This window comes from Pseudoalteromonas xiamenensis, assembly GCF_030994125.1.
Classification (GTDB): Bacteria; Pseudomonadota; Gammaproteobacteria; order Enterobacterales; family Alteromonadaceae; genus Pseudoalteromonas; species Pseudoalteromonas xiamenensis_B.
This window is the reverse complement of the sequence record NZ_CP099917.1, coordinates 42,197-59,074: the sequence shown is the minus strand read 5'-3', so window position 1 is coordinate 59,074 and position 16,878 is coordinate 42,197. Positions and strand designations below refer to the sequence as shown.

8 protein-coding genes are annotated in these 16,878 nt (G+C 42.9%); all 8 read right to left on the bottom strand.

What is annotated here, in order from left to right; all coding sequences use genetic code 11:
• Positions 1–85 precede the first annotated feature (85 nt).
• The 8 genes from NI389_RS00255 to nhaC all read right to left on the bottom strand — a co-directional run bounded on the left by NI389_RS00255 (position 86) and on the right by nhaC (position 16,666).
• Positions 86–4,924 carry an NAD-glutamate dehydrogenase gene (locus tag NI389_RS00255; protein WP_308361058.1) on the bottom strand — a complete coding sequence of 1,613 codons (4,839 nt, stop codon included), beginning with the start codon at positions 4,922–4,924 and terminating at the stop codon, positions 86–88.
• 201 nt (positions 4,925–5,125) lie between these two features.
• Positions 5,126–7,456 carry an efflux RND transporter permease subunit gene (locus NI389_RS00250; protein ID WP_308361057.1) on the bottom strand — a complete coding sequence of 777 codons (2,331 nt, stop codon included), beginning with the start codon at positions 7,454–7,456 and terminating at the stop codon, positions 5,126–5,128.
• Complete coding sequence (locus NI389_RS00245; RefSeq protein ID WP_308361056.1) at positions 7,456–8,493, bottom strand: WD40/YVTN/BNR-like repeat-containing protein; 1,038 nt, start codon at positions 8,491–8,493, stop codon at positions 7,456–7,458. The genes NI389_RS00250 and NI389_RS00245 overlap by 1 nt, the downstream gene beginning before the upstream one ends.
• Positions 8,494–8,628: 135 nt before the next feature.
• Entirely contained in the window at positions 8,629–9,996 is a 1,368-nt protein-coding gene (locus NI389_RS00240) for a DUF1329 domain-containing protein (RefSeq protein ID WP_308361055.1), read from the bottom strand.
• A gap of 10 nt (positions 9,997–10,006) precedes the next feature.
• The gene (locus NI389_RS00235) at positions 10,007–12,121 is read right to left on the bottom strand and encodes a DUF1302 domain-containing protein (protein ID WP_308361054.1); all 2,115 of its coding nucleotides are present in this window, start codon (positions 12,119–12,121) and stop codon (positions 10,007–10,009) included.
• A 225-nt stretch (positions 12,122–12,346) separates the two neighbouring features.
• A complete protein-coding gene (locus tag NI389_RS00230) occupies positions 12,347–12,568 on the bottom strand; it encodes a DUF2835 domain-containing protein (protein WP_308361053.1) in 222 nt (73 codons plus the stop codon).
• Complete coding sequence (gene pepN / locus NI389_RS00225; protein WP_308361052.1) at positions 12,568–15,156, bottom strand: aminopeptidase N; 2,589 nt, start codon at positions 15,154–15,156, stop codon at positions 12,568–12,570. Before pepN ends, NI389_RS00230 begins: the two co-directional genes overlap by 1 nt.
• A 49-nt stretch (positions 15,157–15,205) precedes the next feature.
• Positions 15,206–16,666 carry a Na+/H+ antiporter NhaC gene (gene nhaC, locus NI389_RS00220; RefSeq protein ID WP_308361051.1) on the bottom strand — a complete coding sequence of 487 codons (1,461 nt, stop codon included), beginning with the start codon at positions 16,664–16,666 and terminating at the stop codon, positions 15,206–15,208.
• Between the last annotated feature and the right edge of the window lie 212 nt (positions 16,667–16,878).

The following is a 16,878-nucleotide window of genomic DNA, read 5'->3' as shown; positions in this document are numbered from 1 at the left end:
ACGCTTTGTCATCAAAAAGAAAAACATAAACTTTGGGACAAAAAAATACCCCAGTTAAAACTGGGGTATTCTATCGGTTTTGAAATTATTTGGAAGTATCGCAGTTGTGACTAAGAAGCATCAGCTCTCTTAGTGCTACAGAGAACTTCGCAAAGTCATGACTTTGAGAGGTCTTAAACTCAGCCAACATTTGCTTCCAACGTTGTAGCAGCAGGTTTTGTGATTCCATCCAAGTATCAATTTGCGTTTCGACATCTTGAGTTTCTTCAACCGAACTTGCCAACACCACTTCTGAAAGTGAGCGTTGCTGCCAATCCAACTCTTCACGGTATGACGCACGCGCAAGCGCTTGCCAATGGTTTGCCACTGGTTGTTTGGTGATTTGATCAAGGAACCAGTGTAGGCCCATTTTGTTACCAAGTTTAAAGTAAGTTTCAGAAACTAAAGCCACAGGCTTGTTCGTTTTGTGGACCACTTCAGCAAGATCCATCGCAGAGAACAAGCTTGATAGCGACTCGATACGCAACGCAATGTGAGCTGGTACACCTGCTTTTTCAAGATCACGTGCTGCATCAACGATTAACTCGCTTTCGCTAGAAACCATGTAGTTATGTAGATTTGCGGCCAAATCCTTGAACGTCGGTTTGTGGAACTCGATAGTTTCTTGAATCGTCAATGCTTTGTTGCGGTGACGTAAGAACCAACGTGTTGCACGACGAACCGTACGACGAAGTTGATACAACATTTCGGTTTGAATTTCTGAAGAAATCTTGTTGTCTAAACTTGAGATTTCATTCCATGTGTCTTTCATTTCAAACACTTCGCTTGCGATTGAATAACACAATGCAATCTCTGCGTCTGTCGCACCTGTTTCTTCATGCATACGAACCATGAAGTTTAAGCCCATGTCGTTAACAATCGCGTTTGCAAGTTTAGTTGCTATGATTTCGCGACGTAGCGGATGGTTGTCCATCGCTGCATTAAATTTGCTGCGAAGTGGCGCTGGGAATGAATTTACAAGGAATTGTCTGTAATACGGATTGTCTGCAATTTCTTCAACAACCAACGACTCTTTTAATACCATCTTCGAATAAGATACAAGCACAGAGAGTTCTGGACGCGTTAAATCTTTACCCGCAGCCGCACGCTCTGCTAGTTCTTCATCTGACGGAATGAATTCGATAGCACGGTCAAGTTTACCCATTTTTTCAAGAGCATGGATAAAGCGCACTTTCTCTTTCAGTGTATCTGGACCTTTAGACTTAGTGATCGACAAGGTGTGTGTTTGGCGATAACAATCTTTCAACACCAGTTGCGCCACTTCATCAGTCATTGAGTAAAGCAATTCGTCACGTTGTTTGCGTGTTAAATCGCCTTCCGCGACTAAACCGTTTAGTAGGATCTTGATGTTAACTTCGTTATCTGAACACGCAACACCACCTACGTTATCGATGAAGTCAGTGTTTACGCGACCACCTTTTGCAGCAAACTCAATACGGCCTAATTGCGTTGCACCTAAGTTGCCACCTTCACCTAGAATTTTCGCCCCTAACTCACCACCGTTGATACGTAGTGCGTCGTTTGCACGGTCACCGACATCCGCATTCGTTTCTTTAGAATGTTTAATGTAAGTGCCGATACCGCCGTTCCACAATAAATCAACAGGCATTGTGAGCAATGCTTTAATCAATTCGTTCGGTGTCATCGCCGCTTTTTTCGTGCCGATCATTTTCTTCATTTCAGGAGTCAACGTAATTGACTTCGCTGCACGAGAGAAAATACCACCGCCTTCTGAAATTAACGATTTATCATAGTCTTCCCATGACGAACGTGGCAGTTCAAACATACGCTTACGCTCTTCCCACGATTTTGCTGGGTCTGGCGTAGGGTCAATGAAGATATGCATGTGGTTAAATGCTGCTTGTAAACAAATATGTTTCGACAACAACATACCGTTACCGAATACGTCACCTGCCATGTCACCAATGCCTACCACAGTGAAATCTGTTGTTTGACAGTCAATGTCCATTTCGCGGAAATGACGTTTAACCGATTCCCAACCACCTCGAGCTGTAATGCCCATTTTCTTATGGTCGTAGCCGATTGAGCCACCAGATGCAAATGCATCACCCAACCAGAAGTTATACTCTTCAGCGATACCATTTGCGATATCAGAGAATGTAGCAGTACCTTTATCCGCCGCAACTACGAGATATGGGTCATCCTCGTCATGACGAACAACGTTCGTTGGCGGAACAATGTCACCATGAATAATGTTGTCGGTAATGTCTAACAAACCGCGAATGAAGATCTTGTAACACTCTTGACCTTCTTTAAAAAACGCCTCACGTTCTGTCGGCAGTTGCTTACATACGAAGCCACCTTTTGAACCTACAGGTACGATAACCGTATTTTTAACGTTCTGTGCTTTAACGAGACCAAGTACTTCTGTACGGAAATCTTCACGACGGTCAGACCAACGAAGACCACCACGAGCTACTTTTCCACCGCGTAAGTGAACACCTTCAACGCGAGGTGAGTAGACGAAAATTTCAAATGCAGGTAATGGCAATGGCATATCTGGAATGCCACGAGATTTGATCTTGAACGAGATGTAAGACTTGGCTTTTTCATCACGGTCTTTTTGGTAGAAGTTCGTACGCAGTGTTGCATTAATCATGTCAACGTATAGACGGATGATACGGTCGTCATCTAGGTTTGCAACGTTTTCAAGTTCTGCGTATACCGCTTCAATAATTTTCTCTAATTGCTTTTCAGTACCAGGCTTCTTAGGATCGAATTTCTTCGTAAACAACTCAACAATCATCTGTGCAATATGTGGATAATGCTCAAATGTTGCTTCGATGTAGTTTTGCGAGAATGTCACACCAATCTGACGCATGTACTTCGCGTAAGCACGAAGGATTGAAGCTTCACGTCCTGTCATGTTACCGATTAGAACTAAACGGTTGAAGCCGTCGTTTTCTAAACGGTTGTTCCAAACGTTTGTCAATGCAGCACGGAATCGAGCTGAGACTTTATCAAAGTCAGCGATGCGTTTGCTGTCTAAGATCATAGAAAAATCCATGATCCAGTTTACTTTACCATCGGTAGTTTTAACTGGGAATGGTGTTTCGCCGATTACGCGCAAGCCAAAGTTCTCAAGCATTGGCATCACGTCAGAAAGGTGTATTGGCTCGTCTTTGTGGTACAAGCTCAAGCGTACGATAGAAGTATTCGCTTCCTCTTGAGGACGGTAGAATAGAATTTCTAACTTGTTCTCATCCGTTAATTGCTCAAGCTTTTCAATGTCAACCACTGCCGCGCTTGGCAGAACTTGATCTTTGTAAGAATGTGGGAACGCATTTGTGTATTTACGTGTCAATTCGTTGCCACGTGACTCACCCGCACCTTCAAGCAATGCACTTTGTAGTTTATCTTCCCACGTACGAGCTGCTTCGCGTAAATTATTTTCGATGTCTTTCACGTTAATTTCGATGTTGTTGTCCGCCACGCGAACGATGTAATGAGTACGAGCTAACGTTGATTCTGAGAAGAAAGTAGTAAATTCCACTTTTTCTTGAGAACCAAACGCATTAGCCAATAGAACTTGCGTTTCACGGCGCAGTGCCGTGTTGTAACGCTCACGAGGAACATAAACCATGCACGAGAAGAAGCGACCATAAACGTCTTTACGAACGAATAGACGGCACATATCACGTTCTTGTACTTGTAGAACGCCTGTTGCGACTTCAAGCAATTCGTTTTCACGCGCTTGAACTAATTCATCACGTGGGTATGTCTCTAAAATGTTCAACACTGCTTTGTAAGCGTGTGTGCCACGAGCAAAATCACACATTTCCATGATGCGATTTATTTTACTTTTCAAAATCGGAACGTCGCGAGCACTGTTGTTGTAGAAGTTAGAGGAGAACAAACCGATGAAACGATCTTCTCCAATGACATTACCTTCCTTATCGAAACGTTTGATACCAACGTAGTCGATGTAAGCAGGACGGTGAACACGTGAAATTGAGTTCGTTTTTGTTAACACGAGTAAATTGTTGCTACGAGCTTCTTTTCGCGCGCCTTCTGGCAAACTAGATAAAAACAAACTTGCATCGTCTTCAGAGTTTTTCATCAGACCTAAGCTTGTACCAGTAACCGCTTTAAGTTCGTAATCACCTTTCACCGGTGTTAAGTCGTATTGACGGTAACCCATGAACGTGAAATTGTCGCTCACCAACCAATTCAAGAATTCAGATGCTTCTGCAACTTCATGCTCTGTACATTTATGTGGACGAGTTGGCAAAGATTTTGAAACTTCGACAAGTTTATCGCGGATAAGCAGCCAATCTTCAACTGCAACTGAGACATCGCTTAGCGAAGACTTAAGTTCAGCCGTAAAACGCTCAATTACTTTGTTATCCGTTTGGCGGTCGATTTCAATAAAGAACACCGTTTTCGTTGACGTTGATTCTTGTTCAGCTTTCAAATTAGAAATTGCTGAAATAACGCCTTTTTCATTACGTTGTAATTTGAGAGGAGTATGTAACAACAGATGAGAAACAATGTTTTCGCGATTCATCGCCATACGGACTGAATCAACCAAAAATGGCATGTCCTTTACGATGATTTCGACGATAGTGTGAGACGATTGCCATCCGTCTTTTGCTACCTCTGGGTTAAAAACACGGATGATTGGCTCATCGGTATTATTTTTTTCGAGCGCATTCCAGAGACTAAGTGCAGCACCGTAGAGATCACTGTCGTTACGTTTTACCAAATCCTCTTTCGACATGTTGCTGTACAGGGATTTGGCAAATTTCTCAACGAGTGACACATGCTCAGCGTGAACTTTCTTTTGGATCAGCTTACATACATTATCTAGGATAACTGATGCTTGACCTTCATTTTGTGTCATATGTGTTCCTTAATCTATACCACCTTTGAACGGTAGATTATTGTACAGCCATTTATTAGCGTGGAGTCAGGTGAATTTTAACCTTTCTTACGCTAATAAACAGCCTTTTCGACGAAAACATTTCAAGCTTTTTCAGCTGTTTGCTCATCTATTCACAAAATATAGATATAAATCGTTAATGACGACTTTTTCATGGAACATTTATTCACATTTATTTTTCTGGTCAGACCAGATGAAGGCTCCAATAGCAGGTAAAAGTAGTACTGCACCCAACATATTTACCAAAAACATGAACGTCAAAAGGATGCCCATATCAACTTGGAATTTAAGCGCAGAGAAGATCCATGTACTCACACCCACGGCCAATGTGATGCCGGTAAACAGCACCGCACTACCTCGTTCAGCGAGCGCATTGCGATAGGCGATGTTCAGAGCAACACCCTGCTTCAGTTGCCCCATCATTGACGAAAGAATATAGATACCATAGTCGACACCGATACCAACACCTAGCGCTATAACAGGCAATGTAGATACTGTTAAACCGATTTCTAAATGAACCATTAATGCTTGAGCTAACGTTGATACAATATAAAGTGGTAACACCACCGCGATTGTTGCACGAACGCTTCTAAAGCTAATCAAACATAAAACGATTACTGCACCATAAACATAGACCATCATTGGCATTTGTGCAGCAGACACAGATTCATTCGTTGCAGCCATTACACCAATTGGACCTGAAGCCAGTTTAAATTGGAGTTTGTCTGTCCCCTCTTCTTTAGCGAATTCTTTAACCGAGGCAATTACGCGTTCGATAGTTTCTGCTTTATGATCTTGCATGAACACGATAATAGGCATAACCGAGCAATCGCCATTTAGTAAACCTGTACTTGTTTCAATGCGAGACGTTGCTTGTACCAGTGATGCTTCATTACGAGGGATCATTTGCCACTTCAAATTCCCTTCGTTGTAACCTGCGTTCACCGATTGCGACACGCTACTCAACGACACAGCTGATTGCACACCCGGCAGGTTTTCTACACGCCATTGGAAGCGACTCACACGTTCCATTACTTCATGTTCAGTACACGCTGCTGGATACGCCTCCACAATCACTTTAAGGATGTCTGAGCTGATTGTGTAGCGATCGTTAATCAAAAAGGTATCTTGATTGTAGCGCGCATCCTCGTGAAGAGCAGGTGCACCCGCTTGCAAATCACCAATCTGCATTTTTTGCGATTCAACATAGCCAAAGGCAAACAGCAGCGTTGCAACGGCCAAAATAATTGCAGCCCATTTTTTATCCGTCGCTTTGACTAAAACTTCTCTAAGAGTCGCCAACACAGTATGTGAAGAGTCGTGTCCATCACCGATACGATGAATGTGGCTAGAATCAAAATAAGACGCCATAACTGGCAACAAGACCAAATTGGTAAAGATGATGACACCAACCCCTAAACTCGCTGTGATGGCAAGTTCTCGGATAATACCGATGTCAATGGCAAGTAACGTTAAAAAGCCCACAGTATCCGATAGAAGTGCGATGCCTCCAGGTATTAATAAGGCTTTAAAGCTCGCTTGAGCGGCGACTTTACTCGTTACGCCTTCAGCCACTTTCTTACCTATCGCATTTATCATTTGCACGCCGTGTGATACGCCTATTGCAAAGACTAAAAACGGCACAAGGATAGACATTGGGTCTAATCCAAAGCCTAAAACGGACAATAAGCCCATTTGCCACACAACTGCTATCAATGAACACAAAATCGGAAGTAGAGTCAGTTTTAAACTTTTGCAGAACAACCATACCATCACAAACGTGAAGACGATGGCGATAGCAAAGAACAGTACAACACCTTTTGCCCCTTCTGCGATATCGCCAGCCATTTTCGCAAATCCGATGATGTGAATGCTGACTTTATCTGTGCTCAGTGGAGCTCTAATTTGTTCTTCAAGCTTTTTAGCAAATTCGAGCGTATCGAGTTTTTCTTGAGTTTGCGGATCAATTTCCATCAATTGAGCCGTAACCATCGCACAAGAATAGTCAGATGCAACCATGCGACCAACCACTTTTGCTTTCTCGATGTTTTGCTTTACAACTGCCAGCCCTTGTTTAGTCGGGGCAAAATTAGCTGGAATAATTGGTCCCCCTGCGAAGCCGTCTTCGACAACCTCAACGAAACGCGCACTCGGCGCAAAAATCGAGTTAACGAGTGGACGATTTACACCTGGAATGAAATACAACTGGTCATGAACCGCCTTAAGTTGAGTGAAGAAAGGCTCATTGAATATGTCGCCGTCATTGTCACACACAGAAAGGAGTATACTGTTCGCACCACCGAATTGTTTCTCGTGCTTTAAATACACTTTCATGTATTCATGATTGAGCGGGATGTTTTTTGTAAATGCGGCGTCTAATTGAATGTGGGTAGCTTTTAGTCCGAGCCAACCCGTCATCAAGACGAACAACACCAAAACAAATGCACGATGCCTAAAAATGACATTTTCCGTTAATTCTAAAATACTGCGCATTAGTTCTCATTCTCCACACTCTTGAGTCCACTTTCTGTTGCCAGGATCAGTTTTCCAGTCGTCGCCACTGCAGATAAAATAGACTTGCCACTTTTCATGCTAATGGTTTCTATTTGCTCGCCATTGCGAATGAAAATCAAGCCACTGTTCGCAACTAAAATCTCTTTGCCTTGAGCCTCAACAATGCTGTTAATCGTCGACGTTTTATTTAACTCAATTCGTTGCCAGTTATCGTTAAGCAACTCATCAAACGTGGTCACAAACGCATTACCACGAAGACCTGCTACAATAACTTCGTTTTTGTTGTTAATAACAACATCAAAAAATGAACCGTTATAAAACTCATTTAAACGTGTCCATGTTTCACCTTTATTTTGACTAACCGCTACTAGACCCATTTCGCCAACAACAATCCAAGTGTCACCTTTTGCTGCAAAGCGATTGAAATGAGGTAGCATAAATGCGGTCTCATCTTTGTATGTTGCTGGGTCAGACGCTTTCAAATCCGCTAAGTAGGCTTTATCGTCTTCCAATAACAAATCATCTAAAAAGCGTTTTTGCCAATGTTCGCCTGCATCGGATGTCTCATACAACATCCCGTATGCGCCGATTGCAATACCATGTTTTTCGTCTGTGAATGCGATGTCTAAGCATGGTTTGTCGACTTCGGGTAAATATTGTTGAATCGTCCAGTTATTACCGCCGTCCTGAGTGTGCAAAATAGTTGCATCGTGACCACATGCCCAACCTTGTTGTGCATCGGTAAAATAAACCGCGGTAAGCAGCGATTGTACGGGAGAGTTACCTTGAGTCCAGTTTTCGCCATCCTTACTAATAACGATAGTTCCATGTTTACCCACAGCAACATAGGATGTTCCATTAAATATCAGATCAGTAAACAGGGTTTTCTCAGGATGGGCAACCTGAAGTGCCGCTTCCGGCGTGAGCGTATCGGGAAGTCGAGTATCGTAGTCGCCTGCGTGCGAAACAAAACTTGCACACAACAATGCTACACTCGCTTTTAGCTTATACATCATAAAGAAGCTCTCTTAAACGGGTTCGGGAGATGAAGTCTTACAGGACAAGACAGGCAAGCGAGTGCTTGCCTGTTGCGGTTGGAACTAGGTACCCGATTGGAGCGACCACTCCAATCGTAGTCCCATATTACACGCTTATCGAGTCCCCTCACGACGTAACGCATTTGGCGTAAACTCGTTGTCTTGGAATGTTTGGCTAAAGTCGTACATCTTTTCTTCGTTATCCAAACCAATAGCTAGGTAACGGCGAGAGTTAAGATCGTGATATACGTCCAGCGTACTCCAATGGGTTGGTACTTCATAGTAATTCAGACCATGCGCCATCGCGACACGATATAATTGATCACGGTTATCATACGAATCCGCAATGTGGATTTGCCAGCTGTCTTCATCAATGAAGAACACACGTTTCTTATAAATGTGACGAGTGCCTTCTTTTAGATTCGCTTCAACAACCCACACTCGGTGTTTTTCATAACGTACGTGTTCCGGGTTAATGTGGCCTGGCTTGATAATATCTTCATACTTCAGCTTATCACTATGCAGTTTGTAGCTGTTGTATGGGATATACATTTCCTGCTTACCTTTAAGCGTCCACGTGTAACGATCTGGTGAGCCGTTAAACATATCAAAGTCATCGGTTGTACGAAGACTATCAGACGCTGTTCCTGGTGCATCATAAGCAACGTTTGGTGCACGGCGTACACGTCGTTGCCCAGTGTTATAAGTCCAAGCTTGGCGTGGTGTCTTTACTTGATCCATGGTTTCATGAACAAGTAATGCAGTACCAGCAAGACGTGCAGGTTCTGTAACGGCTTGTTTGAACTTAAATAGAATGTTTGATTCTTCAAGTTCTTTCGGCGTAACAGATGGTTCAGAGTACTTAACTAACAATTGCTCATCGAATCCAATGATATTGAAATCACCAGACTCAGTTGGCATAGCTTGGCCACCAAAACGTGCGATTGAAAGGCCACGATAACGTAATAAATGGTTCCAAATAGCCTCTAAACCATCTTGCGGTACAGGGAAAGGAATACCGATTGCGGTGTTTTTAATCCCATTACCACCTTCAATTAGCTCTGCAGTCGTTGCATACGTTTTTGTTGCATCGTAGACGAACTGAGGATAAGCCGCACTGCGACGAGTTGGATAGATGTTCATTTTGAAAGTGTCTGGATACGCTTCAAACAATGCCACTTGCCCTGGGCTCAGGTACTGTTTGTATTGATCTAGATTCGCTTTCGTAATTGTTAAAATAATTTTGTCATCTGCGTAAGGATCTGGATGATGCATACCAACCGTGTAACCTGCGATTGGTTTAGTAATACCGCCATCCCATGCTGGAATAGAACCGTCAGCATTACCCGCTTTTTCTGCACCGATTGGCGTTAAATCTTTGCCTAAACGAGCGGCTTGTTCAGCGGTCATCTTTGCCATAACCACTGGTGCCGAGAATAACCCGATTAGGGCTGCAGCAATAAGAGTTGGTTTTTTAAACATACTTAAGCCCTTAGATTGAATACTTGATATTGAAAGACACGAAATCACGGTCAGCGAACGTATTAGTCGCGCCGCCGCCCCAGAACGCGTTATAACCAAAGTCAAATGACCATGCGTTTTGGTAGTTAAAGTTAAGCGTTACGCCCAACGACTTTCTGTCTTCGACGAATAAGAACATTGGATCTGGTGTCGTGCCATTCACATCGTGAGAAAATACAACACGTGGCGAGAAGTTTACGCCCGAGAACAAGTTGTTATATTCACCTTTTGCAATTAAACGGTAACCCCAAGACGTTGCCGTTGGGAACGGATTCGTTTCAGGACCATTTGAAAGCGCAATGTGCAGTAAATCGTAACTATTGCCAGGGACACCTTCAATCGTGCCACTACGCCCAGTACCCGCGACGTTTAGACGTAATTCGTCGTACGTTGGCATATCTTTGATAGTTACAACACCAGCCTCACCCACAACGGCCCAACTGTCAGCACCTAAAGATGGACCGAACAGATGCGTTGCAGTGAACTGTAACTGCATTGTGTCGCGCTCAATGTAACCCTGTGCGATTTCACCTGGATTAACATAAGCAACTTGGTCACCCTGACTCATTTGCGATAGACCCGCAAAATCAGGACGAATACCAGCATAAGCCAATTGTTCAGCCATACCAGCATACAACAGCTCTACGTCATCAATCTGTAGAGGTTCACCTTTACGATAAGCGAATTCACCCGACACCGCCGTTTCACCAACCGTCGTATTGAAGCTCAAACCATATAGTTCAATATCTTCTGGGTAAACGATTTGGCCTTTTGTAAAGGCATTCAGGTTTGTAATGTTATCTTCTGTAATTGTATTTTGGCTGATGTAAGCCAAATCTTTCGCGATCGCAGCTTGAGTAAAGTTAGACGCTTTACCTGAAATAAGAGGTACTCGGCTATGGTAATTCGTGTAGTACAAACCAAATTCTGTTTCATTTAGTTCAGGTGAATACCAAGCAAGCTTAAGACCGTATTGTCCTGCATCTTGTGGTTCTGTTTTACCTGAATCACCTTTGCCTTTAAGCGCCACCTTAGTTGGGTAGGCTAAATACATTTGTGCAAGCAGAGATTGTGCAGATGCACTTGTTAAAACGGCAGGATCTGTTGCGTCTAGACCCTTCGCAGTTAGCGCACCTTTCCAGTATGTATCTAAATTATTTAACACAGACGTGAGGTGGGTTAAATCGATATCAGGATTTGATGTAAAGCCTAACTGAATATTTTGAGAGTAGCCGTTTTCAGATGCGAAATCGTTAGTTGAGAAGTAACTGCCAGTAGCTGGAAGACGTGTTTCTTGCCACTTATATTGGTAAAACGCTTCTAGCGTTAAATTTTCCGTTACGCCTAAGGACGCCCAGAACATACCGACAGGTATAAAGGCTTCTTTAAGTTCCGCACCCGCCGCTTTTAAACGGTCAATATCAACTGGGTTTACGTTGATACCGTGAGAAATTAACGTACTTTCACCCCAGTTTAGCACTTGTTGTCCAACACGTACCGAAAGTGGATTATTACCATTATTTAAATCAAAGTTTGCCCAAACAAATGCATCAAGTAGGCGGAAGTCTGAACAGACTAATGCTGCAGTGTCATCGTTTTCACAAGGGTCGACTGAAGCGCCAGAAACTGGATTTTTGTATGCAAAATCACCGTCTTCCATGGCAAAATCATAGAAGTACATGAAACGCGAAAAAATCCCCCAGTTTTCCTGACGGATTGAAAGTTCGTGTGTACCTTTGATTAATTGAGAGAACGTATCACCCGCGTCGAAGTTTAAATCGCCCGCATCACCATTGTTCGAGTATGCACCAGGTTGAGCCCATACTTCTGAGGATGAGTATATCGTATTCCCTATCGCTGCATTATAGCCAGTCCAATTAAAGCGAGGATGGTTACTTTTACCTATGAAGGTAAAATCACGGTCTTCTATACGGATGCTTTGACCGTAAGAAAACGTAGAATCGAACGTAACATCAAATTCGCCAACTTCAAAACTTGCAGCTTGAGCAGCTGTGCTGCCAACTAGCAATGCAGCACTAAGACCGAGCGTGATTTTATTTTTCACAAATTGCAGTCTTGTTGTCATTATTTCTCCCCCTTTGGCGGGTAATTATTATCAAGTTATTGTTTTTTGTTGTCGTAACGATAGAAGCGAATTTGTAAAAATACAAATTGAACGCGTTCAATCGGTGCATATACTTGCTAATGTTGACACATTTTTACTTGGTAAGACGTCCAACCAGATAAGTTATAACACGTAATTTAAGTTTAGAACAAACCCATTTAACAAAAATACAATATTTATGTGCGATTAAAGTATTTTTTCTAAGCTTTGAAACTGATTGTTTTCAGACAAGATTAATCTGAATCGACCTCGTATCCCTATTGAACTGATAAAGGGACGTAATCGAGCAGCCGGGAAGCGAATTCGCTTCCCATTATCAGACATAACTTGGACAAATTGCACTGTACCTTGGTAATAATGCATGCATTGATCATGCGTCAGTGCAAGTGTGAACAAATATTCCTGCATTAGCCCGCTAGCGCCTTTTCTACCTTTTCAAATAGATCGTCACTCAGATTCGGTAAATCGGCGAGCCGCTGTAGCTGAGACTTCATTTGTTCAGCCCGCTGTCCGTCAAAGCGCTTCCAACTCATAAATGGCGTTAGCATTCTTGACGCATTTTGCGGATTAATGTCGTTTAGCTCAAGAAGCAAGTCCCCGAGAATTTGATAACCCTGCCCGTCAATTCTATGAAAATGACGAACATTGGCGCGCGCAAAGCTACCGATCAAAGCCCTGACACGGTTAGGATTACTTTTATCAAAGCAAGGATGTGTAAACAGCGATTTTAAACGAGCAATTGCATTTTCATCTCTACGCATTGCCTGCATTGCAAACCACTTATCCATGACCAATAAATCATGTCGCCATTGGCCATCAAATCGAGTCATTGATTCTTCAAGCAATGAATGAGAGGCACCAACCATCGCGCGTAATGCGCCGAGTTTGGTTGTCATATTTACACTTACTGCCGCCTTTTCCAACCAAGCGTCAATTTCAGCATCTGAGACTTTGGCAAGGTAATACAAACTTGTGTTTTGAAGCGAACGGACGCCTACACCTTCTGCATTTAACGCATGATTCTCCATCAAATTCGCATAGACAGTGGACCAATATGGTTTCAGCTTTTCGGCCAGCTGTTGCTCAAAACAATCGATAATCTCAACAAGCGCATCCACGGGTGTCGTATCAAACTGACTCGCGAGTGTTTCAAAGTTCGGTAGTACTAGCAATTCGCTGAGCAAGGCTAAGTCACCAACAGGCTTTTCTAAAAGCGATTTACACGCATCAACGATTCGGGAGTCAAGATCTCGCGATTCGCTATTTACTGCTTCAACAACCGCTTGGGTAAAGATTTGTTGCATGGCCTCCCAGCGAGAATAGTCACTTCGGGCAAATTTAAGAATGTGAAGCTTATCTTCTAGACACTGTTCAAATTGAACTTTAACGGGCGAGGAAAAATCTTCCAGCAATACAATAACAGGCTCATTTTGTATATTCTCAAACTCAAACGTTTGCTCGTAGTCACTTAATTGAAGCACATTATTAGCAACGTTTGATGCGTTGCTGAGTGCAATGTCATTACCGTTACGATCTAACAATTGAATTGCGACGGGAATAAGCAGTGGAGGTTGACTGGCGTTGTTTTTAGGTGGACGCTGAGTCAACGTCAATGAATAGCGTCTGCTTTGCTCATCGTACGTTGTCGTTGCCTTTAATGTTGTGGTTCCATGCTGGCTGTACCACAATTTAAATTGAGAAAGGTCTACATTATTTGCATCGGACATTGCAGCGACAAAATCATCACAAGTGGCGGCTTGTCCATCATGACGTTCAACGTACAACAGCATTCCTTTTTGAAAACCGTCCTCCCCGAGTAGAGAATGCAGCATTCGAATAACTTCGGCACCTTTGTTGTATACCGTAACGGTATAGAAGTTATTCATTTCAATTACTTTCTCAGGACGAATTGGGTGAGCCATTGGCCCTTCATCTTCAGCAAATTGGTGCATTCGCATTGCATTTACCGCATCGATACGGTTGAGACCTCTCGAGCCAAGATCGGAACTAAATTCTTGATCACGAAATACGGTTAAACCTTCTTTCAAGGACAACTGAAACCAATCGCGACAAGTGATTCGGTTGCCAGTCCAGTTATGGAAGTATTCATGACCGACGATTGACTCAATTGTATGGTAATCTCTGTCGGTCGCCGTTTCCTGATTAGCAAGAACGCAAGCACTATTGAAGATATTTAGCCCTTTGTTTTCCATCGCACCCATGTTGAAAAAGTCGACCGCAACTATCATGTAAATATCGAGGTCGTATTCAAGGCTGAATCGTGTTTCATCCCATGCCATGGCAGCTTTTAACGAGTTCATAGCATGTGGCGCTTTTGGCAAGTTTCCTTTATCTACAAATAACGCGAGCTCAACGTCTCTTCCTGATCGAGTTTTAAACGTATCTTTTAAAACGTCAAAATCGCCTGCAACAAGTGCGAATAGGTAGCTAGGTTTGCGGTATGGATCATGCCACGTCGCAAAGTGACGGCCATCACTTAGCTGCCCTTCTTCAATCTTGTTACCATTGGAAAGGAGATAAGGGATATTCTGTGATGCAATGACTTTAACCGTATAAACAGTTAATACGTCGGGTCTATCAAGAAAATAGGTAATTTTCCTAAATCCCTCGGCTTCACATTGCGTACAGAACGCGCCGGCAGATTGATATAAACCTTCAAGCGAGGTGTTGTTTGCAGGATCAATTTTAGTCTTAATTTCTAACCTAAAACGCGTGGGAAGCTCAGATAGGTTTAATTTGTTCTCATTCAGTTCATACGAATCAACAGCAACACCGTCGACTGTGAGCTCAACTAAATCCAAATCAACACCATCTAAACTTAATGCCGTTGCCGTATCCGAGTTGGCAACCCAAACTGAGCGCGCTGTTACGAGCGTCTCATTTGGCGAGAGTTCAAAGGTCAGTTCGATAGATTCGACGTGGTGGCTAGGAGGAGTGTAATCCTTTAAATACTTTGCTTGAGGTTTTGTTGACATGATGACTTCCTTAAAAAAACGCCCCAACAATGTTGAGGCGAATTTTGCATTATTCTGCAGAGTCTTCCAAGTGCTTAGGCTTTATCTTCAATATTTTAATACCTAAGTAGGCGTAGACTATCGCGAGGACAGGATTTATTAAATTAAAGAACGCATAAAACGCATAGTCAAATGGATTTACCATCAAAACGCTTTGCATGTACGCACCACAGGTATTCCACGGGATAAGAGGGCTAGTGATCGTGCCACCGTCTTCTAAGGTACGTGATAAGTTAACGGCTTTTAATCCGCGCTTTTTATATTCTTCTTTAAACATTCTACCTGGGACTACAATAGCAATGTATTGGTCCGCAGCTACCGCATTCGTTCCAATACACGTCGCGATTGTCGCAGCGATGAGCGAACCAGTTCGACGTGCCACTTTCAAAATGCTCTTAACAAACATTTCCAGTAAGCCTGTTTTTTCCATAATTGCACCGAACATGAGTGCTGTCATCACCAACCACGTGGTCGTAAGCATGCTCGCCATACCGCCGCCGCTTAGCAAATCATTCATCTTTGTGTCACCAGTATCAATACTAAAGCCTGCAAAAAACGTTTGCCATACGAGTTTGAACTGCCCGATCAATTCACCTTGACCGACTTCAACTTGTTTTGCAATTAAATCACCTTGGAACAGAAGTGCCCAAACAGCACCTATCACAGCACCAATTGAAATTGCGGGAAACGCAGGCATCTTCCTGATTGCTAGCGTCAACAGAACAATTAGTGGAACCAACATCACTAAACTGATGTTAAAGTTAGCTTGCAAAATGCTCACAATTGCTTCGATTTGATGTGCCTCGCTCGACACTTCAGCATTAAATCCCATCACTAAGAAAATAATGAGGGCAATAACGAAACTAGGCACTGTGGTCCAAAGCATATGCTGAATATGGTCAAACAGATCAGCACCAGCAACTGCTGGTGCCAAGTTTGTGGTTTCAGAAAGTGGGCTTAATTTATCCCCGAAATACGCGCCTGAGATAACAGCGCCTGCCGTGACTACATGATCTAATCCAAGGCCGGTAGCAACGCCAAGTAATGCGACACCTATTGTCGCTGCAGTAGTCCAAGAACTACCTATACTCATCGCAACGATACCGCATATTAGGCAACTTGCAGCGTAAAACCACTGAGGGTCAATAATCTGTAATCCGTAATAAATGAGTGTCGGTACTGTACCTGACAATAACCACGTGCCAATAAGTGCGCCAACCATGAGCAAGATCAAAATAGCGCCTAGTGATATCGTGATACCTTTGATCATCGCTTCTTCAAGCGTTTTCCAAGTGTAACCATTTTTCAAACCAATTAAGGCTGCGGTGAAGGTCGCAAACAATAACGCAATTTGGTTTGGACCTGACGAGGAATTATCACCAAACAGAAATACAGCAGCTCCAAGCAAGCTGACTAAAACTGTAATTGGAATAAGAGCGTCAATGTAGGTAGGTTGTTTTATTTCTTTCAAGACTCGTTGCTCCGATGCGCAGCAAGATGCGCTTATTATTATTTTCTACTTTATGACTATTTCTAGTTTGCAGATCTGCCGATTGCTCTCTATAGATACATTGGCCGAACTCGCATTCAGTTGATTTACTTGCACGTCTCTCAGTTAGACTTCATAGCGACCACGGCTTATGTGTTAGTTAAATTGCACAATCCACTAAGGATTTACCATTG